The organism is Pseudomonas sp. A1230 (assembly GCF_044218825.1).
In the GTDB taxonomy this organism is placed as follows: domain Bacteria; phylum Pseudomonadota; class Gammaproteobacteria; order Pseudomonadales; family Pseudomonadaceae; genus Aquipseudomonas; species Aquipseudomonas iridis.
On sequence record NZ_CP162582.1, the window covers coordinates 2,717,176 to 2,739,478 of the forward strand.

15 protein-coding genes are annotated in these 22,303 nt (G+C 59.6%); 3 read left to right on the forward strand and 12 right to left on the reverse strand.

Going from position 1 to position 22,303, the window contains the following annotated elements:
* Positions 1–7: 7 nt before the first annotated feature.
* From AB4P97_RS12825 to AB4P97_RS12835, 3 genes are read right to left on the reverse strand one after another with little or no spacing between them, the layout of a single operon-like run.
* Entirely contained in the window at positions 8–874 is an 867-nt protein-coding gene (locus AB4P97_RS12825; protein ID WP_042559892.1) for a carbohydrate ABC transporter permease, read from the reverse strand.
* Positions 871–1,986 (reverse strand): ABC transporter ATP-binding protein, encoded by a 1,116-nt coding sequence (locus AB4P97_RS12830; RefSeq protein WP_042559893.1) that lies wholly within the window; start codon positions 1,984–1,986, stop codon positions 871–873. The genes AB4P97_RS12825 and AB4P97_RS12830 overlap by 4 nt, the downstream gene beginning before the upstream one ends.
* Positions 1,986–3,080 (reverse strand): ABC transporter ATP-binding protein, encoded by a 1,095-nt coding sequence (locus tag AB4P97_RS12835; RefSeq protein ID WP_261736148.1) that lies wholly within the window; start codon positions 3,078–3,080, stop codon positions 1,986–1,988. The genes AB4P97_RS12830 and AB4P97_RS12835 overlap by 1 nt, the downstream gene beginning before the upstream one ends.
* A gap of 383 nt (positions 3,081–3,463) precedes the next feature.
* On the opposite strand from AB4P97_RS12835, the gene AB4P97_RS12840 reads away from it, so the two are divergent.
* Entirely contained in the window at positions 3,464–5,302 is a 1,839-nt protein-coding gene (locus AB4P97_RS12840) for a sigma-54-dependent Fis family transcriptional regulator (protein WP_395602774.1), read from the forward strand.
* A 120-nt stretch (positions 5,303–5,422) separates the two neighbouring features.
* Here AB4P97_RS12840 and AB4P97_RS12845 read toward each other — a convergent pair whose 3' ends face one another.
* The 3 genes from AB4P97_RS12845 to AB4P97_RS12855 form a co-directional block, all read right to left on the reverse strand.
* Positions 5,423–6,631, reverse strand: coding sequence for an MFS transporter (locus AB4P97_RS12845; protein ID WP_115147419.1), 1,209 nt, complete (start codon positions 6,629–6,631; stop codon positions 5,423–5,425).
* Positions 6,632–7,079: 448 nt separating this feature from the next.
* Complete coding sequence (gene cysS, locus AB4P97_RS12850) at positions 7,080–8,462, reverse strand: cysteine--tRNA ligase (RefSeq protein ID WP_042559897.1); 1,383 nt, start codon at positions 8,460–8,462, stop codon at positions 7,080–7,082.
* 21 nt (positions 8,463–8,483) lie between these two features.
* Positions 8,484–10,181 carry a glutamine--tRNA ligase/YqeY domain fusion protein gene (locus tag AB4P97_RS12855; RefSeq protein WP_042559898.1) on the reverse strand — a complete coding sequence of 566 codons (1,698 nt, stop codon included), beginning with the start codon at positions 10,179–10,181 and terminating at the stop codon, positions 8,484–8,486.
* Positions 10,182–10,433: 252 nt separating this feature from the next.
* Here AB4P97_RS12855 and AB4P97_RS12860 point away from each other — a divergent pair, with 252 nt between their 5' ends.
* The gene (locus tag AB4P97_RS12860; protein WP_042559899.1) at positions 10,434–10,940 is read left to right on the forward strand and encodes a peptidylprolyl isomerase; all 507 of its coding nucleotides are present in this window, start codon (positions 10,434–10,436) and stop codon (positions 10,938–10,940) included.
* Positions 10,937–11,689, forward strand: coding sequence for a UDP-2,3-diacylglucosamine diphosphatase (gene lpxH, locus AB4P97_RS12865; RefSeq protein ID WP_395602775.1), 753 nt, complete (start codon positions 10,937–10,939; stop codon positions 11,687–11,689). The genes AB4P97_RS12860 and lpxH overlap by 4 nt, the downstream gene beginning before the upstream one ends.
* Before the next feature lie 101 nt (positions 11,690–11,790).
* Here the strand turns inward: lpxH and AB4P97_RS12870 are convergent, their stop codons facing one another.
* The 6 genes from AB4P97_RS12870 to AB4P97_RS12895 all read right to left on the reverse strand — a co-directional run bounded on the left by AB4P97_RS12870 (position 11,791) and on the right by AB4P97_RS12895 (position 22,278).
* Entirely contained in the window at positions 11,791–13,320 is a 1,530-nt protein-coding gene (locus tag AB4P97_RS12870; protein ID WP_395602776.1) for a DHA2 family efflux MFS transporter permease subunit, read from the reverse strand.
* A 137-nt stretch (positions 13,321–13,457) separates the two neighbouring features.
* The gene (locus tag AB4P97_RS12875) at positions 13,458–14,660 is read right to left on the reverse strand and encodes an efflux RND transporter periplasmic adaptor subunit (protein WP_042559902.1); all 1,203 of its coding nucleotides are present in this window, start codon (positions 14,658–14,660) and stop codon (positions 13,458–13,460) included.
* A 15-nt stretch (positions 14,661–14,675) separates the two neighbouring features.
* Positions 14,676–16,145, reverse strand: coding sequence for an efflux transporter outer membrane subunit (locus tag AB4P97_RS12880; protein ID WP_395602777.1), 1,470 nt, complete (start codon positions 16,143–16,145; stop codon positions 14,676–14,678).
* Positions 16,135–16,617, reverse strand: coding sequence for a MarR family winged helix-turn-helix transcriptional regulator (locus tag AB4P97_RS12885; protein WP_047301963.1), 483 nt, complete (start codon positions 16,615–16,617; stop codon positions 16,135–16,137). Before AB4P97_RS12885 ends, AB4P97_RS12880 begins: the two co-directional genes overlap by 11 nt.
* Positions 16,618–16,879: 262 nt before the next feature.
* On the reverse strand, positions 16,880–20,554 hold the full coding sequence (locus tag AB4P97_RS12890) for a translocation/assembly module TamB domain-containing protein (RefSeq protein ID WP_395602778.1): 3,675 nt from the start codon (positions 20,552–20,554) through the stop codon (positions 16,880–16,882).
* Positions 20,551–22,278, reverse strand: coding sequence for an autotransporter assembly complex family protein (locus AB4P97_RS12895; RefSeq protein ID WP_395602779.1), 1,728 nt, complete (start codon positions 22,276–22,278; stop codon positions 20,551–20,553). Before AB4P97_RS12895 ends, AB4P97_RS12890 begins: the two co-directional genes overlap by 4 nt.
* Between the last annotated feature and the right edge of the window lie 25 nt (positions 22,279–22,303).

A 22,303-nucleotide genomic window follows, 5' to 3' on the forward strand; every position in this document is an offset into this window, starting at 1 on the left:
CCGGGCCTCAGCGGTTGGCGTCGGAGTGCGTCATGGCGGTATAGAACAGCCAGGACACCAACAGGATGATCAGGAAGTACACCAGCGAGAAAGCCGCTGCCGGACCCAGGTCGAATTGGCCTACAGCCATCTGCGTCAACGTCTGACTCAGGAAGGTCGTAGCGTTACCCGGCCCGCCGCCAGTGAGCACGAACGGCTCGGTGTAGATCATGAAACTGTCCATGAAACGCAGCATCACTGCGATCAACAGCACGCTCTTCAGCTTGGGCAACTGAATGTGCCGGAACACCGCCCATCCCGAAGCGCGGTCGATGCGCGCGGCCTGGTAGTAAACGTCTGGAATCGCCCGTAATCCGGAGAAACACAGCAGCGCCACCAATGAGGTCCAGTGCCAGACATCCATCACCAGCACGGTCACCCAGGCGTCCATGGTGTTGGCCGCGTAGTTGTAGCTGATGCCCATGGCGTTGAGGCTGGAACCGAGCAAACCGATGTCGGCACGACCGAAAATCTGCCAAATGGTGCCGACCACGTTCCACGGGATCAGCAGCGGAATCGCCAGAATGATCAGCACCACCGACGACCAGCGGCCCTTGGTCGGCATGGTCAGGGCGACAGCGATGCCCAGCGGAATTTCGATCAACAGCACGCAGGCCGAGTAGATGAACTGGCGCAGTAGCGAGTCATGCAGGCGCGGGTCGAGCAGCACCTGCTTGTACCAGTCTGCGCCGACAAAGTAGCGGCTGGACTGGTCGAAGATGTCCTGCACCGAATAGTTGACCACGGTCATCATCGGGATCACCGCACTGAACGCCACCAGCAGAAACACCGGCAACACCAGCCACCAGGCCTTGTTGTTCTGCACCTTGTTCATGGCTGCACCTCGCTGTTTTCGCTGGCTTCGAGGAGGAATTCGTCGGCATAGACCATCAGCCACTGCGCCGGAAAACTGATGTAAGCCGTGCCCTGCGGCACCGGCTTGTCTTCGGCCAGACGAACTTTCAACGGTGCGCCGTCGAGGTCGAGGGTCATGATCTTGTAGGTGCCGAGGTCTTCGACGTGTACGACCCTGGCCTGCATCGCGTCATCAAACGGCTCGTCCCACACATGAATGAACTCGGGACGGATGCCGACCTTCAGATTTTTCCATTGACCGTGTTCGATATGGCGCTGCAAGCCGTCGGACAACGGCAGGTGCGTCGAGGCGAAACCGACGCCGCCGGGCTGCGGTTGCACTTCGATCAGGTTCATCCCCGGGCTGCCGATGAAGTAGCCGACGAAGGTGTGGCTGGGCCGCTCGAACAATTCCCGCGGCGTGCCGAACTGGACGATCTGGCCGCCGTACATCACCGCGATCTTGTCGGCGAAGGTCGAGGCCTCCAGTTGATCGTGGGTGACGTAGACCATGGTGATGTTGAACTGCTCGTGAATCTGCTTGAGCTTGCGCCGCAGCTTCCATTTCAGGTGCGGGTCGATCACCGTCAGCGGCTCATCGAAGAGGATCGCCGAGACGTCATCGCGCACCAGACCACGGCCCATGGAGACTTTCTGTTTTTCGTCAGCAGTAAGGTTGCGCGCCTTCTTGTTCAGCAGGTTTTGCAGGTCGAGCACTTCGGCGATTTCCTGCACCTTGCTGTGCACTTTCGCCTCGGCCATGCCCTGATTGCGCAGGGGGAACGCGAGGTTGTCGAACACGGTCATGGTGTCGTAGACCACCGGAAACTGGAAAACCTGAGCAATGTTGCGCTTCTCCGGCGTGAGGTCGTTGACCGCTTTGCCGTCAAACAGCACATGTCCTTGCGAGGGACTGAGCAGACCGGAAATGATGTTGAGCAACGTCGATTTACCGCAACCCGACGGCCCGAGCAGCGCATAGGCACCGCCCTGTTCCCAGACGTGATCCATCTCGCGGATCGCATAATCCTCCGCGCCGCTCGGGGTTTTGCTGTAGCTGTGGGCGAGGTGTTGCAAGCGGATTTCGGCCATCAGGCAACCCTCGCGACACGCCGGCCCGGTGCTTGCACCAGACGGCCCTGCGCATCGAAAACAAACAGTTTATGGGTCGGGATATAGATGCGGATCGGCGCATCGACGTCGTATTCGTGAACACCCGGCAAGTGCAGCACCAGCAGGAAATGTTCGTTGCGCACGTGCAGAAAGGTTTCCGAACCACTGATCTCGGCGACTTCGACGGTGACCGCCAACTCAAGGTCGTCATCGTTGCTCGGCACCAGCGAGATATGGCTGGGGCGCACGCCAAAGCGGAACTCGCCCTCGCCCACCGGACGCAGATCGACGTTCAACGGGAAGTGCACGAAATTGGCGAAGCTGACTTCGTTGCCGGCAATCCGCCCGGGCATCAGGTTGATCGGTGGCTCGGAGAACAATTCGGCGGCGAGTACCGTTTGCGGCTGGTGGTACACCTCGGTCGACGGCCCGCTCTGAATCACCCGGCCTTCGTGAAGAATCGTCGTGGTGCCGCCCAGCGCCAGGGCTTCGTTGGGTTCGGTGGTGGCATAGATGGCGATGGTGTGGCGCAACTTGAACAGCTCGCGCATTTCCTGACGCAGTTCCTCGCGCAGTTTGTAGTCGAGATTGACCAGCGGCTCATCGAACAGAATCAGTTCGGCATCCTTGACCAGCGCCCGCGCCATGGCAGTGCGTTGTTGCTGACCGCCCGAGAGCTCCAGCGGATAACGCTGCAAGAACTTCTCGATGCGCAACATTCGCGCGGTTTCCTGCACCCGGCTGTGGATGATCTCTTTCGAGATACCGGCCTGGCGCAGTGGCGAGGCGATGTTCTCGAACACGGTCATGGTCGGGTAATTGATGAACTGCTGATAGACCATCGACACGTTGCGCAAGCGCACCGGGCGTTGCGTGACGTCGACGCCGTTCATCAGCACGCGGCCGCTGTCTGGCTTGTCGAGGCCGGCCATCAGGCGCATCAGGCTGGTTTTGCCGGACAGAGTGCGGCCGAGCAATACGTTGAACGAACCGGGTTCGAATTTCAGGCAGGCATCATCGATCCAGATCTGGCCCTCGACGGTGCGGCTGACGTGCTCCAGGGTGAGTGACATGGCTCGGCCTTTTTTATTTTTGGAGTCAAGCGACCTGTGCACTGGAGCGACTTTCGTGCCAAAAATGGCAAGCTGTTGATTTGTCGTGAAAATCGCCGAAAACGTCGAGAAGCGGCCTTCAATGGTGAACACATTTGAACAGTTGGACGATTGACAATGAACAATAGTGAACAACACTCTATGGATGCTTTTTGCCCGATCCTGAATACGATATAGATCCCTGTGGGAGCGAGCCTACTCGCGAAGGCGGTGTGTCATTCAACGAATTTATTGACTGACCCGGCGCTTTCGCGAGCAGGCTCGCTCCCACAAGGGATGCCTGTAGTCCTCAGGATTTGGATTCATAACAATAATAAAAATCGCTGCATCAGAGGCTGACCGCCATGGCCGCACCTGCCCCGCCGTTGTCCCACGACGCGATCGTCCAGAGTTCCTGGCAACGCTGTCGCGCGTTCGGTCTTGACCACCAGAGCACCCCGGCTTTCGATCAACTGCCCGCCGCCAGCATTGCGCGGCTACTCGACAGTCAACATTCGTTGGTGCAGACCACCCACCAGGAAGTGCTGCCCTATTACGAGAACATCCTCAGCAATTCCAATTGCCTGATCATGCTCGCCGATAACCAGGGCCAGGTGCTGACCTCGTGGGGTACGCAGCGCTTTATCGAGCCGAATCTGGCGCGGGGTTTTCAGGCCGGGGCGAGCTGGATGGAGCGCTGCAGCGGCACCAATGCCATCGGCACGGCGCTGGCCTGTGAGCAGGCCGTGCATATCGAACACGACGAACATTTTCTTAAAGCCAACCGCTTCATGACCGGTTCCGCTGCGCCGATTTTCGACGCCGAGCGCAAGGTGATTGCGGTGCTCGACGTCTCCAGCGACAGCTATCTGCCGCCCTCCCACACACTGGGCATGGTCAAGATGATGAGCCAGACCGTGGAGAACCGGCTGATCCTCAACCTGTTCCACGGTCAGCACTTTCAACTGACCTTCAACACCGGGTTGAACAACCTCGACAGTCAGTGGGCCGGGTTGTTGATCTTTGATGAGAGCGGCCAGGTGTTGTCGGCCAATCGCCGGGCGGACAATCTGCTCGGCGTGCGTTTGTCGCGGGTGGGCGTCGAAAGCCTGTTCAAGGTGTCGTTGCTGGAGTTGATCAATCAGCCAGACGGTTTGCCGTTCGCGTTGCAGACCTCGGGGCGCAACCGTTTTCAGTGCTTGTTGAAGCGGCCGAAACAGGCACCGGTTCAGGCACGGGTTTTCACTGCAGAAGCTAAACCCGTCGTTTCAACGGCGATCAGCCTCAACACCCTGCACTTCGGCGACAGCCGCGTGGAAAAAGCCGTGCGGCAAGCAGAGCGGCTGTTGGAAAAAGACATCCCCTTGCTGATCCACGGCGAAACCGGCGTCGGCAAAGAGGTGTTCGTCAAAGCCCTGCATCAGGCCAGCACGCGCAGCAAACAAGCGTTTATCGCCGTCAACTGCGCAGCGATCCCCGCCGAACTGGTCGAATCCGAGCTGTTTGGCTACGAGAAAGGCGCGTTCACGGGCGCCAACCAGAAAGGCAGCATCGGCCTGATCCGCAAGGCTGACAAAGGCACGTTGTTCCTCGATGAAATCGGCGACATGCCGCTGCCCACTCAGGCGCGGTTGTTGCGGGTGTTGCAGGAGCGCTGCGTGCAACCGGTGGGCAGCAGTGAGTTGTTCCCGGTGGATCTGCGGATTATCTCGGCAACTAACCGCTCGTTGCGCGAGCAGGTGCAACTGGGACGGTTTCGCGAGGACTTGTATTACCGGATTGGTGGCCTGACGCTGGAACTGCCGCCGCTGCGCGAGCGCAGTGATAAACAAGCGCTATTTAAACGGCTTTGGGAGCAACATCGAGAGCCGACGCAGTGGGCGGGTTTGAGCCCAGAGGTGCTGGAATTGTTCGACAAGCATCCGTGGCCGGGGAATCTGCGCCAGGTCAGTAGCGTGATGCAAGTGGCGCTGGCCATGGCTGAAGAGCAACCGGTACGGGCGGAACATTTGCCGGATGATTTTTTTGTCGATCTGGAGATGGAGCCGGTTGAGAGCGCGCAGCCGTTGGGGTTGGATTTGAATGATGTTGAAGCGTTGAATCGGGAGTTGAAGGCAGCCGGGGGGAATATTTCGCATCTGGCGCGGCGGCTGGGGGTTAGTCGCAATACGCTTTATAAGCGGTTGCGGCAGTTGGGTGGTTAACAGCGAAGATCAAAAGATCGCAGCCTGCGGCAGCTCCTACACGGTGTACGCAATGCCACTGTAGGAGCTGCCGAAGGCTGCGATCTTTTGACTTTGAAAGCTCTATAAAAGCAGTGCGCATTACGAATACGCCGACTCAATATTTGTCGTTGAAGCAGCAGCCAACGTACGCAACCCAATCAACACAACCACCATCATCATCACCCCCGCACCAATCGCCACCCCGAACCCCGCACGCGCGCCATAAGCATCAATCACCGGCCCCGCGAGCATGCCCCCAAGCGCTACGCCAATGCTGATGCCAGTGGTCATCCACGTCAGCCCTTCTGTCATCCTGGACGCAGGGATGATGATCGTCCCCAATTTCATGACCACGACCATGGTGGGCGCAAACGATATGCCCGCGATAAACAGCATCGCTGACAGGACATAAACATCTGTTGCGAAAACCGGCAATACGCCCGTGATTGCCGTGACCAATATGCCGATAAAGAACTGTTTTTCTATCGGCAAGGTTAGCCGCAATGCACCGAACGTCAGACCCGCCACCAGCGAGCCCAACGCATAGGCGGCGAGGATGAAGGTGGCAGACGCGGGCCAGCCTTGATCATTGGCAAAAGCCACGACGGCGACATCGATGGCTCCGCCAATGGCCCCCATCGCCAACAACGCAAGGACAATGGTGCGAACGCCGGGAATCAGCAAAGTGGAACCGGTGTTGCTGCGGTTGCCGACGACCACTTTCGGTTCGGTCTGACGCTGCATGAGAAACGCCGTCACCCCGATGGCCAGCAGCCCGACCGCAACCAGTGGCCCGGCTTCGGCGAAGAAGGTCACGCTCAAACCGATCGCCAGTGGCGGGCCGATGATATACGCGAGTTCGGTCAGGACCGTGTCCAGTGAGAACGCCGTGTGCAACTGCGGCTTGCCGCGGAACAACTGCGTCCAGCGTGCCCTGATCATGGACGGCATGCTGGGCATCGTCCCCGCCAGTGCCGCCAGAACAAAAAACAAGGCGGCAGGAGCCCTCATGTAGACGGCGAAGATCAGCGCCAGCAGCATGACCACACTGAATGCCGTGACGATGGGCAGCACTCGACTCTGGCCACGCTGATCAACGAATCTCGAAATGACCGGGCCGAGCAGCGCATTGGCCAGGGTGAACGTCCCGGCGACGGCGCCGGCCAGCCAGTAGACACCGGTTTGCTGGACCAGCATGGTGATGATGCCGATGCCGATCATTGCTTGTGGCAGTCGGGCAATAGAACTCGCGAGCACTAACCCGGTGGCGCCGGGTGTCGTGAACAGTTCGCGATAGTGATTGGCCATGGTTCCTCCATTTATTCGTCGCTGAGCTGCATCCTGCGGAACGCGCTGCCGCCCATGTTGGCGGAGTCAGACATCAAGACCTACGCGTAGAGCAAAAGCAACCCCCTCACCCCAGCCCTCTCCCGGAGGGAGAGGGAGCCGACCGAGGTGTCTGACGTTTTACATCGACCTGAAAAAACCAGTCGATTATGGATTCAAAGCAGCACGTTCAAGTCGGCGCATCTTTTAAACATCCCCCAATCAGTCCCCTCTCCCTCCGGGAGAGGGTTGGGTGAGGGGCTCTTCTTCGTGACAGGTCGAGGGTTGGAGGCACAGATCAAAAGATCGCAGCCTTCGGCAGCTCCTACAGGATCGCGCTCGATGCAGGAGCTGCCGAGGGCTGCGATCTTTTGATTCTAAAAAACAAAAACCCGCACAAGGCGGGTTTTGTTTGCAACAGGTATGGCAATCAGTCAGCCAGACGCCAGGTAGTCCCACCCTTACCGTCTTCCAACACCACACCCATCGCGGTGAGCTGGTCACGAATACGGTCTGACTCAGCCCAATCCTTACCCGCCCGTGCCGCCAGACGCGCAGCAATCAGCGCGTCGACTTCAGCCGCGTCAACGCGCCCTTCGGCGCCAGCCTGCAGGAAGTCGTCGGCTTCGAGTTGCAACACACCCAGCACGCTGGCCAGTTCTTTCAAACGGGCAGCCAGACCGGCCGCTGCGTCAAGATCGCTCTCGCGCAGACGGTTGATCTCACGCACCATCTCGAACAGCACCGCGCAGGCTTCCGGCGTGCCGAAGTCGTCGTTCATCACCGTGGTGAAACGTTCAACAAACGCTTCGCCGCCGGCAGGCGCCACGTTCGGCAGGCCTTTCAACGCGTGGTAGAAACGCTCGAGTGCGCTTTTGGCGTCCTTGAGGTTGTCTTCCGAATAGTTGATCGCGCTGCGGTAGTGGCTCGATACCAGCAGGTAACGCACGACTTCCGGGTGGTACTTTTCCAGCACGTCGCGAATGGTGAAGAAGTTGTTCAAGGACTTGGACATCTTCTCGCCATTGATGCGAATCATGCCGCAATGCATCCACGCGTTGGCGTAGGTCTTGCCGGTGGCCGCTTCGCTCTGGGCGATTTCGTTTTCGTGATGTGGGAACTCGAGGTCGCTGCCGCCGCCATGAATATCGAAAGTCTCACCGAGGCAGCACGTCGACATCACCGAGCATTCGATGTGCCAGCCCGGACGCCCGTCGCCCCACGGCGATGCCCAGCTCGGCTCGCCCGGCTTGACGCCTTTCCACAGCACGAAGTCCAGCGGATCTTCCTTCGCTTCGTCAACTTCGATCCGCGCACCGATGCGCAGGTCTTCGATCTTCTTGCGCGACAGCTTGCCGTAGCCCATGAACTTGCCGACGCGGTAGTACACGTCGCCATTGCCCGGGGCGTAGGCATAGCCCTTGTCGATCAGGGTCTGGATCATGGCGTGCATGCCCGGAATGTGATCCGTGGCGCGCGGTTCCATGTCCGGCTTCTTGATGTTCAGGCGCGCTTCGTCTTCATGCATCGCGGCGATCATGCGCTCGGTCAACGCTTCGAACGACTCGCCATTCTCGTTGGCACGATTGATGATCTTGTCGTCAATGTCGGTGATATTGCGCACGTAAGTCAGGTCGTAACCGCTGAACCGCAACCAGCGGGTCACCAGGTCGAACGCGACCATGCTGCGACCGTGGCCCAGGTGGCAGTAGTCGTACACGGTCATCCCGCAGACGTACATGCGCACCTTGTTGCCATCGAGCGGCTTGAAGACTTCTTTGCTCTTGGTGAGCGTGTTGTAAATCGTAAGCACGTTGGTTTCCTTGACGCTAAATCACTGGCCCCACGAATCACGCAGGGTCACGGTACGGTTGAATACCGGCTGACCTGGTTTCGAGTCCTTGATATCGGCAACGAAGTAGCCTTCGCGCTCGAACTGGAAACGGTCTTCCGGCTGTGCATTGCCAAGCGATGGCTCAGCACGACAACCGGTCAGCACTTGCAGCGAATCAGGGTTGATGTTGTCGAGGAAACTGGCGCTGTCTTCGGCCTTCTCCGGGTTGGCCGAACGGAACAGACGATCGTACAGACGCACTTCGCACTCGATGCTGGCGGCGGCCGGCACCCAGTGGATCACGCCTTTGACCTTGCGGCCTTCCGGGTTCTTGCCCAGGGTTTCGGGGTCGTAGGAGCAACGCAGCTCGACGATGTTGCCGTCGGCGTCCTTGATTGCTTCGTCGGCGCGGATCACATAGCTGCCGCGCAGACGCACTTCGCCACCCGATTCCAGACGCTTGTAGCCCTTCGGCGGCTCTTCCATGAAATCTTCACGGTCGATGTAGATTTCCCGGGCGAACGGCAGAGCGCGCACGCCCATGTCTTCTTTCGGATGGCGCGGCAGTTCGAGGTTCTCGACCTGGCCTTCCGGGTAGTTGGTGATCACGACTTTCAGCGGACGCAGCACGCACATGGCACGCGGGGCGCTGTGGTCGAGGTCGTCACGGATGCTGAATTCGAGCATGCCGAAGTCGACCACGCCGTCGGAACGGTTGGTGCCGATCATTTCGCAGAAGTTGCGGATCGATTTCGGTGTGTAGCCACGACGACGGAAGCCCGACAGCGTGGACATGCGCGGATCGTCCCAGCCATTGACGTGCTTTTCATCGACCAGTTGCTTGAGCTTGCGCTTGCTGGTGATGGTGTAGTTGAGGTTCAGGCGGCTGAACTCGTACTGACGCGGGTGCGCCGGCACTGGCAGCGCATCGAGGAACCACTCGTACAGCGGACGATGGCTTTCGAATTCCAGGGTGCAGATCGAGTGGGTGATGCCTTCGATGGCGTCCGACTGACCGTGGGTGAAGTCGTAGTTCGGGTAGATGCACCACTTGTCACCGGTCTGATGGTGATGGGCGTGGCGGATGCGGTACATGATCGGGTCGCGCAGGTTCATGTTCGGCGAGGCCATGTCGATCTTGGCACGCAGCACTCGGGCGCCGTCCGGGAACTCACCGGCGCGCATGCGGGCGAACCAGTCGAGGTTCTCTTCAACCGAACGGTCACGGAACGGGCTGTTCTTGCCCGGCTCGGTCAGGCTGCCGCGGTATTCCTTGGCTTGCTCGGGCGTCAGGTCGTCGACGTAGGCCTTGCCGGCCTTGATCAGCTCGACGGCCCAGTCGTGCAACTGGTCGAAATACTGCGAGGCGTAGCGCACTTCGCCGGACCATTCAAAGCCCAGCCATTTGACGTCGCTTTCGATCGCGTCGATGTATTCCTGATCTTCCTTGGCCGGGTTGGTGTCGTCGAAACGCAGGTGCGTGACGCCGCCGAACTCCTGGGCCAGGCCGAAGTTCACGCAGATCGACTTGGCGTGGCCGATGTGCAGGTAGCCGTTGGGCTCAGGCGGGAAACGGGTGATGATCTTGGTGTGCTTGCCCGAGTCCAGGTCTGCCTGGATGATCGGCCGCAGGAAGTTGACCGGCACGGCGGGGCCGGACTTGGCATTCGAGGTAGGGTCGACAGTGGGCTTGCTCATAGGATCCTTGACTTACATGTGCGCGGCCGCAGAAGAGGGGCCAGACAAAACAAAGCCGCTATCATAGCCGATGCTGTCAAGGGGCTGACAGAGCAGGCCCTATAAAGGCGTGCATTTAATCGCACGGAAATGAAAAACTGCCTCGAAATTCACGCCTGTCACGCTAAACTGCGCACCTCGGCCTTCAAGGGCTGAACCGGTAAAGGGTGCAAATGGCCCATACCCACGAATTCCTTATAAAGAGTAGCGATCATGACTCAAGTAAAACTGACCACTAACTTCGGTGACATCGTCATCGAGCTGAACGAAGAAAAAGCCCCGATCACCGCGGCCAACTTCATCGAATACGTTAAAAAAGGTCACTACGAGAACGTCGTGTTCCACCGTGTGATCAAAGGTTTCATGATCCAGGGCGGCGGTTTCGAGCCTGGCATGAAGGAAAAGAAAGACAAGAGCCCAAGCATTCAGAACGAAGCTGACAACGGTCTGAAGAACGAGAAGTACACCCTGGCCATGGCTCGCACCATGGACCCGCATTCGGCATCGGCACAGTTCTTCATCAACGCTACCGACAACGGCTTCCTCAACCACACCGCCAAGACCGCTCAGGGTTGGGGTTACGCGGTATTCGGTAAAGTGGTTGCGGGCTTCGACGTTGTCGACAAGATCGAAGGCGTTTCCACCACGTCCAAGGCAGGTCACCAGGACGTACCAGCAGACGACGTGATCATCGAGAAAGCCGAGATCATCGAAGCGTGATATTGCTGATTTCAGACTTGCATCTGGAAGAGGAGCGCCCGGACATAACCCGGGCGTTTCTGGATTTGCTCGCCGGACGCGCCCGCTCGGCGAGTGCGTTGTACATTCTGGGCGACTTCTTCGAAGCGTGGATTGGCGACGACGCCATGACACCTTTCCAGCGTTCCATCTGCCAGGCCCTGCGCGAATTAAGTGACAGCGGCACGGCGATATTTCTGATGCACGGCAATCGCGACTTCATGCTCGGCAAGGCCTTTTGCAAACAGGCCGGCTGCACATTATTGAAGGACCCGAGTGTCGTGCAGTTTTACGGCGAGCCAGTGCTGTTGATGCACGGCGACAGCCTCTGCACCCGCGACGTCGGCTATATGAAGCTGCGTCGTTATCTGCGCAATCCGGTCACCCTGTTTGTCCTGCGGCATCTGCCACTGCGCACCCGCCATAAACTGGCGCGCAAACTGCGCAGCGAGAGCCGGGCGCAGACGCAGATGAAGGCCAATGACATCGTCGATGTCACGCCCGAGGAGATTCCGCGGATCATGCAGGCATTTGGCGTAAAGACCCTGATTCACGGCCACACCCATCGTCCGGCGATCCACAAGCTGCAACTTGGTGAGCAGGCGGCGAAGCGGATTGTGTTGGGTGATTGGGATCGTCAGGGCTGGGCGTTGCAGGTGGACGAGAACGGGTATGCATTGGCACCGTTCGACTTTGCCCCGCCTCCTGCCCTGCCCGCCCCCGCAATCTAAAGCCAGATCAAAAGATCGCAGCCTTCGGCAGCTCCTACAGGGGAACGCATTCCAATGTAGGAGCTGCCGAAGGCTGCGATCTTTTAGCGATCACCACAAAATCAGTGGCCGGAAGCAGCCGGCCCCGCCTTCGCCGCAAACGGCGGCTTCGCCAGCCACACAATCAATATCAACCCCATAAAGCCCCAACCCAACAGCGTGAAGTAATCCACGGTGGAGAGCATGTACGCCTGACTGGTCAGAATCTGATCCATATGCGCAAAAGCCGGCTGACTGGCGCCGCCCAATGAGTTCAGCATCTCACGCGTTGTAGGCTCATATGTGCTGATACTTTCGCTCATGTACGCATGATGCTGATCCGCGCGGCGAATCCAGATCCATGTGGTCAGCGACGCCGCGAAGCTGCCGCCCAAGGTGCGCAGGAACGTCGCAAGGCCTGCGCCGTCAGCGATCTGGCTTGGCGGCAGGTCCGACATCAAGATACTCAACGTCGGCATGAAGAAGAGCGCCACGCCAATGCCCATGAACAGTTGCACCAGCGCAATGTGCTGGAAGTCCACCTCGTTGGTAAACCCGGCGCGCATGAAGCAGCTCAGGCCAATCGCCAGAAACGCCAGCCCGGCCAGCAGGCGCAGGTCGAACTTGTTCGCGTACTTGCCGACAAAGGGCGAAAGCAGCACCGGCAGAATGCCGATCGGTGCCACAGCCAACCCGGCCCAGGTCGCGGTGTAGCCCATCTGGGTTTGCAGCCATTGCGGCAGGATCAGGTTGATACCGAAGAACCCGGCGTAACCCAACACCAGCACAATCGTGCCGATGCGGAAGTTGCGATGGGCGAACAGGCGCAGATTGACCACCGGGTGCTGATCGGTCATTTCCCAGATCACGAACACCGCTAGCGCAACCACCGAAATCGCCGCGCCGATGATGATGAAGTTCGACTCGAACCAGTCCAGGTCATTGCCCTTGTCGAGGATGACCTGCAACGCGCCGACACCGATGATCAGCGAGATCAGCCCGACGTAATCCATCGGCTGGCGACTGGTCACCACCGGACGCTTGGCCAGTTGCGAACGCACCACCATCACCGCGAAGATGCCGATCGGCACGTTGATGAAGAAGATCCACGGCCAGCTATAACTGTCGGTGATCCAGCCACCGAGGATCGGCCCGGCAATCGGCGCGACCACCGTGACCATCGCCAGTAACGCGAGCGCCATCCCCCGTTTAGCGGGGGGATAAACAGCGATCAACAATGTTTGTGTCATCGGGTACAGCGGCCCGGCGACCAGACCTTGCAGCACACGAAAACCGATCAGTTCCGGCATCGACGTCGAGATACCGCAAAGGAACGACGCCAGTACAAACAGAATGGTCGCCCAGAGAAACAGCTTCACCTCGCCGAACCGGCGACTGAGCCAACCGGTCAGCGGCAGTGCAATCGCGTTGCTGACGGCGAACGAGGTGATCACCCAGGTGCCCTGCTCCGAACTCACGCCGAGGTTGCCGGAAATCGTCGGCAGCGCCACGTTGGCGATGGTGGTGTCGAGCACTTGCATGAACGTCGCCAGCGACAGGCCGATGGTGCTGAGCAACAGGCTGGGCGGCGTAAAAGAGGCGTTATTGCTCATCGTGAATCCTTTGAAACCAGGTTGACGCCGTGCCCTTTGTGGGAGCGAGCCTGCTCGCGAAAGCGGTGCGTCAGACAACTTCCAAGTTGAATGTCAGTCAGCATTCGCGAGCAGGCTCGCTCCCACAGGGGAAAGATTCAGCGTTGCGCGGTTTTGCTGGCCGCGGCGCTGTTGTCGTGGATCAGCCGCGCAATCATCGCGTCAGCTTCGGCCAGTTGGCGGTCGTAGACATTGGTGCTGAACGAGGCCTTTTGCGGCGGCTGCTGGGCCAGTACCGGGCCGCTCTGGTCGTGCAGATTGACCTCGACGTTGGTCGACAGACCGACACGTAGCGGATGCTTGGCCAGTTCTTCAGCGTTGATGTGAATACGTACCGGTACACGCTGGACGATCTTGATCCAGTTACCGGTGGCGTTCTGCGCAGGCAACAGCGCAAACGCGCTGCCAGTGCCGGCGCCAAGGCTGTCGATGGTGCCGCTGTATTTCACGTCGCTGCCGTAGATGTCGGATTCGATGTCCACTGGCTGGCCGATGCGCATGTCACGCAACTGGGTTTCCTTGAAGTTGGCATCGATCCACAGCTGATCCAGCGGGATCACCGCCATCAACGCCGTGCCCGGTTGCACACGCTGACCGAGCTGCACGGTGCGTTTGGCGACGTAACCGGTGACCGGTGCAATCAAGGTGCTGCGGGCATTGGTCAGATAGGCCTGACGCAGATCGGCGGCGGCCGACATCACGTCCGGATGCGACGAAACCACGGTGTCGTCGACCAGTGCGCTGGTGGTTTTCAGTTGCTGTTTAGCGTTGGCCAGGGCGTTTTGTGCCGAGGTCAGGTCATCGCGAGCGTGGGACAGTTCTTCCTGGGAAATCGCCCCGCCCGAAGCAAGACTCTTGCGGCGGTTGTAGTTGTCCTGGGCTTTCTGCACTTCAGCTTGCTGGGCGTTGACCTGGGCTTTCATGCCATCGACGTTGCTGTACAAGCCGCGCACCTGACGCACAGTGCGCGCCAGTTTCGCCTGAGCACTTTGCAGGCCGACTTCAGCGTCGTTGGGGTCGAAGTTGATCAACACCTGACCTTCGTGAACCAGATCGCCATCGTCAGCACCAATGCTGACCACAGTGCCGGTCACCAGCGGGGTGATTTCAACGACGTTGCCGTTGACGTAGGCGTCGTCGGTGCTTTCACTCCAGCGCCCGATGAATTCGTGATACGCCCAGACGCCGGCGATGGCGAGGATCACCACGACGGCCAGCGTCAGCAGCATCACTTTACGTTTGCGCGGGTTGCCGGTGTCCGGGGTGTTGTCTTGAGCTTGAGTGTTTTCGGCAGTGGCCATGACAAATACCTTGAATTAGTTGTGCGGCGTGGCTGGGCGGGCGTTGGCTGCGGTCAGGGTTTGCCCCTGGAAGCCGCCGCCCAGCGCTTGCATCAGTTGAATCGACAGGTCGATCTGCTCGGCATTGAGGTTGGCCAACTGACGTTGGGCCTGGAGCAATTGCTGCTCGATGCTGAGCACGTCCAGGTAGTTGCCGATGCCGGAACCGTAACGCTGGACGACAGTGTTGTAAGAGTCCTGCGCAATGGCGGTGGCGTGTTGCTGCGCACCGATCTGCCGGCCGATGTCACGCAACTGGTTGATCGTGTCGCTGACATCGCCGAGTGCTTTCACCAGACTTTTGTTGTACTGCGCCACCGCCAGATCGTAATCGGCGTCGCGCGCATCGAGGTTGGCGCGCAGGCGTCCACCGTCGAAGACCGGCACCGAAATGGTCGGGGCTATGTTGAAGAAGCGACTGGCCGAACCGAACATCGCATCACCCAACAACGATTCCGCACCGGCCGAGGCCGTGAGGTTCAGGTTGGGATAAAACCGGGTTTTCGCCGAGTCGATGTCTTTGCTCGCGGCTTCCACGCGCCAGCGGGCCGCGACCAGATCCGGGCGACGACCGAGCAGCTCCGCCGGCAACACCGACGGTAGGGCCACAGCGCTGGCCTGCAGGATTTTCGGTCGGGCGATTTCGTTGCCGCGATCCGGGCCTTTGCCGAGTAGCACCGCCAAAGCGATTTTCGCGCTGTTCAGACGTTTTTCGGCATCGATCAGACTGGCTTCGGAGCTGGCCTCAAGGCTTTGGGTCTGCTGGAACTGGTACTGGCTGTCGATGCCGGCACTCAAGCGGCGCTGGCTCAGTTCGAGCATCTGCTTGGTGCGTTTGAGGTCTTCGTTAGCCAGGTCATAAACGATGTGCGCCTGCCCCAGATCGCTGTAGGCCCGGGCCACGTCGGCGGCGAGGGTCAACTGCGCAGCCTGACGGTCGACTTCGGCGGCACGGGCCTCACCGAGTGCAGCTTCCCACGCATCACGTTGGCCGCCCCACAGGTCGAAGTTGTAATTGAAACCGGCGCTGACGTTACGCACGGTGGCGTAGGCATCGCCCTGCCCCCGCGGGTCCTGATCCTTGGCCAGGCGCGAGCGGCTGATGCCGGCGCTGGCGTCCAGCGTGGGATAACGTTCGGCATCGGCGGCATACGCGGCGGCGCTGGCCTGATGGGCGCGGGCTTCAGCGATCTGCATGTCGGGGCTGTCGTGCAGGGCTTCGCGGATCAAGCCGTCGAGTTGCGGATCGCCGAGGCTGGTCCACCAATCGCTTTTCGGCCAGGCCGCCGGCGACAGCGTGACGCCATTGAGCGACTGACCGACTTTGAGGCTTTTCGCATCGAGGCTCTGACCTTGAGTGTCGAGGCCGCTGTAGTTGGCGCAACCGGCGAGAATCATCGCCGACAGCACCAAAGTGAGGCTGCTGCGCAAGGTTTTACCGCTCATTGTGTTCACCTAACCGCTGGATAGTGATCGGGTCACCGGCTGCCAGCAGAATTTTCTTGAGGATGTATTCCAGGGTTTTCAACTCGTCCGGAGTGACGGCGCCGGCTAGTTCATTCATTGCGTCGGCGCCGATGTGCGGCAGGCGATCGGCCAGTTGCTGGCCTTGTTCGGTCAGTTTCAGTTGCACCTGACGGCGATCGCCTTCGCTGCGTTGGCGAACCAGAAAGCCTTTCTGCTCCAGACGATCGAGCATGCGCGTCATCGAACCGCTGTCGAGCGACAAGTGCCGGCACAGCTCGGCCGGCGTATCGACGCCGTACTGGGCCATGATGATCAACACCTTGAACTGCGCGGCAGTAATGCCGTGGGGTTCCATGTGGGTGTCGATGATCCGGTCCTTGAGCAGCGCAGCACGGCCAAGCAACAGGCCGAGATGGCAGTGTTTGAATTCGTCCGGGGTGAAATGCTTCATTTGCTCACCTAATAACTGCCTAGGCAGTGAATGTATGTCGAGATGTTACTGCCTAGGCAGCGAATGTCAACGAAATCGTTAGCAGGCTAGGTAATTAGCTGACAAATGGGCGGGGGTTTTGCGTTGCGCACTCGGACGCCATCGCTGGCAAGCCAGCTCCCACAGGGTCCTTGCCGGGCACACCATTCAGGTGTGCCAGAGAGACTTGTGGGAGCTGGCTTGCCAGCGATGGCAGCGACTCGATTTAAGTAGGAAGTGCGACCTAGAAATCGCGCTTGTAGAAGATATCCAGCGAACTGGCCACGCCACTGGCGACTTCGACGTAAACCTTCTTGCTCAGCTTGTACCGCAGGGCGATGGTGCTGGCCGGTTCAAATACGCCGACGCCATAACGCAGGCTGAGCTTCTCGGAGATATTGCCGCTGGCCACCACACTGGTGGCGTCGCCACTGCCTTGGGTATCGAGCTGGAAGTCTTGAATGCCGAGATCCTTGGCCAGACCGCTGGTCACTCCGGAACTGCCCATCAAACCCAGGCCCAACGCCGCTTGCGCGAGCATGTTGTTGTCTTCACCGCTGGTGCTCAACGGGCGGCCGAGCACCAGATAGGACAACGCCTGTTCCTGGCTCATCGCCGGCTCCGAGAAGATCTGCGTGGTCGGTTGTTCCGCGCTGCCGCTCAGGCGAATACCGGCGATCACGTCGTCAGTCTGGCGAATCGCTTCGATATCCAGATACGGCTGATCGATGGGACCGGCGAACAGCAGACGCGCACGCCGCACCGTCAGGCGCTGACCGTAGGCGCGGTAACGCCCGTCGTTGAGCCAGAGTTCGCCGCGAGTGTCCATGTTGTCACCGATGTGAACCTGACCTTGCAGATTGGCGGTCAGGCCAAAACCGGCGAAGCTCAACCTGTCTTGCCCAACCACCACGTCGATGTCCATTTTCATCGCTATGGGTGGTTTGCCCTGTTCGGTCTGCGCGCCGACGATGATCGTGTCATCGGAGACCTTCACCGTCGATGGCGGTAATTCACGCACGGTGATTTCGCCTTTGGGCACCAGCACTTTGCCGGCAATTTTCAGCTCATCGCCGGCCATGGAAATCTTCAGGTCCGGCGCCACTTCGAGCTTGGCGTAGGGTTCGACGCTGACCGGCAATTGTGTGCCTTTGAGCGCCAAATCCACTACCAGCGCCTGGCCCCAGGTGATGTTGCCGTTCAGGCTGCCCTGCCCGCTCTTGCCGCTTTTCCAGCCACCGTCCAGACGCACCGACTCACCGGCAATCATCGCTTTGACTTGCAGATCCTGCACTTCCATCGGCAACTCGGCGCCGGACACTTCGCCATCGCTGAGTTGCACGGTGCCGTTGACCAGAGGTGCGAGCAGACCACCGGAGATCGTGCCGCTGCCGTTGAGGCGCCCGGTGAGTTTCTCGATCATTGGCACAAACGGACGCGCCACGGACAGGTCCAGCCCGGTCAGGCGGAACGAGCCGCTCAGCGGTTTGTTTTTCGGCAGCGGATTGAGCTGCGCCTGCACCATCAGTTCACCAAGTTTGCCGCCGACGAAGTTGAGGTCCGTGTCGATGCGTTTCGGGGTCAATTTACTGGTGAGTTTCAGTGTCTGGTACGGAAAGTCGAGCCACTGATCCTTCTCACGCATACGCAAGGTGCCGCCGCTGGCGTCCATGCTGACCACGCCATTGGGGCCGCTGGCCGGCAGGTCCAGTTGCAGATCGGCATTGAGCTTGCCTTGCCAGGCGAAGTCTTTCGGCAACCACTGCGCGAGGCTTTCAATCGGGAATTGCTTGAGGTGGTATCGCAGTTTTGGCTCGGGCATCAGCCGTTGATCTTCACCGCAGAAGCTGGCGCTGCCGGACACCCAGCAATGGGCGCCGAAATTGATTTTGCCGTCCGCCAGGCGCTCGAGCCTGGCCGGGTTTTGCAGTTTCCAATCCTGGCCGCCGGCCTGAATATCGCCGCTGGCCAGGCGCCCGCGCCAGTTGCCCTTGTCCAGATTGCCGTCCAGGCCAAGGGCCAGTTTCAGTTTCGGCCCAAGCAGGTCGAGATTGAGTTTCTGGCTCTTGATGTCGCCTTGGGCGCTGGCGGTCAGGGTGCCCAAATTCGTTTCGCCGGCCTGAATGCCGCTGCCTTTCAGATCGATCTTCGCTCGCTGTGCGCTGTCGAGGGTGGCGTCGAGATTGAGGCATTGCAGGCGATTATCCTGAAAGGCCAGTTGCGAACCTTGCAGACCGAGCTTGCCTTGCGGTGCTTTCAATGTGCCGGCGACGTTGACCTGACCGTTGATCTGCCCACGCAGTTCTGGCCACAGCTGGGCCAGACGCGACAACTTGATGTCGATCTGCCCGGTGAGTTTCTGTTGCAGGCTGCCCTTGCCGCTGATGCTGTTGTCGCCGAGGCGGATTTGCAGGGCATTCAGATTCCATAGTTCGCCAGCGCCGTCGGCCTTGGCCTGGAGGATCGCCGGTTGGCCGCGCAGTTTGCCTTTGAGGTCGAGATCGGCAGTCAGGCTCAAGCGCTCGTTCTTCATTTCGCCTTGGCTTTTCAACGGCCCCGCCAGGGTGCCCGGCAGTTCTGCAACCCAATACGCCGGGTTGAGCGCCGACAGATCCAGCGCCGCGTCCCAGGCAATGCCGTCAGCAAACTGCACGTTAACGTGCCCTTCGGCCTTGCCCTGCCCGGCCTCCATTTTCAATTGCGGCAAAGCGATCTGTTCAAGGCTGCCGCTGAACGGACTGCTCAGGCTGAATGCGCCCGCCGGGCCATCCAGCGCAGCGGCGAAATTACCGATGTACTGACCGTCGGTGTAAGACACTTCGCCATTGAAGGTACGCAAGGCGACTTGCGGCTCGTCGATTTCGTTATAGAGCCGATGCCACGGGAAGTCCTGCCAATTGATGTTGGCTTGAGCCGTGATGCCTTTGCTCCAGTCGACGCTGCCGGTCAGTTTGAGGTTCTGCTGGTCGTTGGCGGTCAGATCGAGGCCGGCGATTTGCGCGCCGCTGGCGTCGACCTTGCCTTTGAGCAACAACGCCACCGGGCCTTTATCGGCCGGCAGCGTGGCGTTGCCAAGCAACTGGTAACCGTTCTTCAGGTCGCCCTCGCCGGTCAATACCAGTTGATTGAGTTGCAGGGTATCCGGCAAATCAGCGCTCGGTTTGAACGCCTCAGAAGTGATACGCACCTTGGCCGGCAGGTTTTCCGCCAGCGGTTGCAGTTCGCCGCTCAACTGACCGTCCAGGTAGCCACGACTGTCGGCGTGCAGGTTCAGGGTCTTCAACAGATCGCCGTCGATTTTCAACGCCAGCGTCCAGGGATCGGTGCCCGGAGACGGCAGGGTCAAATCCCCTGCAATGTTCAGCGGCCAGTTACCGGTGGGCTGAAGCAATCCGGACAGATTCAGGCTCAACTCATCGCGTTGCAATTTAACGCTGTCGATCTGCAAGCCTTTAGCGGTCCAGTGGGCCGCCAGTTGCAGGCCTTTGAGTTGTTCGCTGCCGTTGAACAGCAAACTGCCGACCTGCACATCACCCAGTTCGAGACCCAGCGGCAATTGCAGATCCGGCAATTTGATCGGGCCGCTTTCGGTGGTTTCTTCACTCGGCGGGAATTGCAAAACAACCCGATCAGCCTTGAGTTGATCGATGCACAACGTCATACGCGTCAGGCACAGCGGCGACCAGGCGAAGATTGCCTGGTCCAGTTCGACCCGGCTGCTGTCTTGCTGCCAGACAAGATGATCGGCGCTCCATTGCCCGCCGAGGCGACCCTGGAAATTCTCCGTGCTCAAGCCCGGCACCAAACCCAGCGCCCAGCGGCTACCGGAGTTGGTTCCGAGTACGACGGCCACACTCAATACGATCAAGAACACCAACGCCAACAACGTCAGTGCGGTAATTTTCAAACCACGCTTCACAGCTCAGGCCCCATGGAAAAGTGCAGCCGGATGCCGCCATCGTCGTCCAGCGCATGGGCCAGGTCGAGGCGTATCGGCCCCACCGGCGAGACCCAGCGCACACCGATACCGACCCCGGTCTTGAGGTTCGGCAGTTCGAGTTTGTTGAAAGAGTTGCCCTGATCGACGAAGGTCGCGATCCGCCATTTCTCGGCGACGGAGTATTGATATTCAACACTGCCGGCAACCATGTAGCGGCCACCGATGCGATCGCCATCGGAGTTTTCCGGGGACAGGCTCTGGTAGTCGTAACCGCGCACGCTCTGATCGCCACCGGCAAAGAAGCGCAGCGACGGCGGGACCGATTTGTAACCGTTGGTGGCGCTGCCGCCGACCTGCACACGACCGAGCAGACGGTGTTTGTCGAACACCGTGGTCAAGCCCTTGACCAGCGCGGTGCCATATAAAAGGTTGGTGTCGGAGCCGACGCCTTCCTTTGCAACTTTGCTCTCAAAGGTCAGGCGATAGCCGTTGTGCGGGTCGATGCGGTTGTCACTTTTCAGGTACGAGTAACTGATGCCGGGCATCAGCAAGGTACTCAGGCCCGAGTCGTCGCCAAGCTCGTATTCCTCGCGCTGCCATTTCAGCGAGATCACCCGTTGCCAGCCGCTGGGCAACTTGCTGTGCCATTCCGGGCCGAAGGTCAGCAGTTTGCTGAGCGTGTCGGAACCTTCGATGTCTTCGAATTGATAACCGCCGGCCCAACGCAATTTGTCGGTCAGCGGCGGGTCGAGCGGGATGTCGTAGAACAGCCCGACGTTCTGCCGCGGCGCCGAGAGTTCGGCTTCCCAGCCATAGCTGTCGCCCTGCGGATTGACCCAGTGGCGCGTCCAGTTGGCTTTGATCCGTGGGCCGACGTCGGTCGAATAGCCGAGACCCAGGCCCATGGTGCGCGGCTTGCGCGTGTCGAGTTTGACGTCCACCGGGATCACGTCATTTTTTGCGGCAGTCGGCGCGGCGTCGACGCGCACGCCTTCGAAATAGCCACTCGATTGCAGATCGCGGTTGAGTTCGGCGATCAGTTCGGAGTCGTAAGGCTCGCCCGGTTTGAATGGCACCATGCGTTGCAGCAGATCTTCGTCGAACGGCGTATCGCCTTCGAAACTGACTTTGCCCAGCGCATAACGCGGGCCGCTTTCATAAATAAGTTCGACATCGGCGACGCCTGCGCGCGGGTCGACCAAGAGTTTTTGACTGGTGAAATGGCCACTGAAATAACCGAAGCGCGAGGCCTGATTCTGGATCAGTCGCTTGGCGTCTTCGTAGCGACCATGGTTGAGCACCGCGCCGGGCTTGAGCACGTCGGCTTTCGGTACGCGAAAGGATTTAAAGGAGGCAGCCGGGCCGTCGACACGGATGGTGACGTTGCGCAGGCGAATCGGCTCGCCGGGATCGATGTTCAGCACCAGGCGCGGCTTGTCACCGCCCTTCACGTCGCTGTCGATCTGCGGCTGGTAGTAGCCCAACGCCTGGGCCGCCTTGCGCGCCTGCTCTTCGGCGCCACGACTGAAGCGCAGCAAGGCTTCTTCGTCGCGGTCACCGAGGCTGCCGATATAGCCTTCTATATTGGCCTTGAGTTCATCGTTGGACGGTTTGATCCGCACATCCAATTCACTTTGCGCCAGCGCCGCGCAGCTGGATAACAGCATGAGCACGCCACTGGTAAATCTTCCTGGAAAATTCATAGGCGCGGATGCTATCACGAGCTTG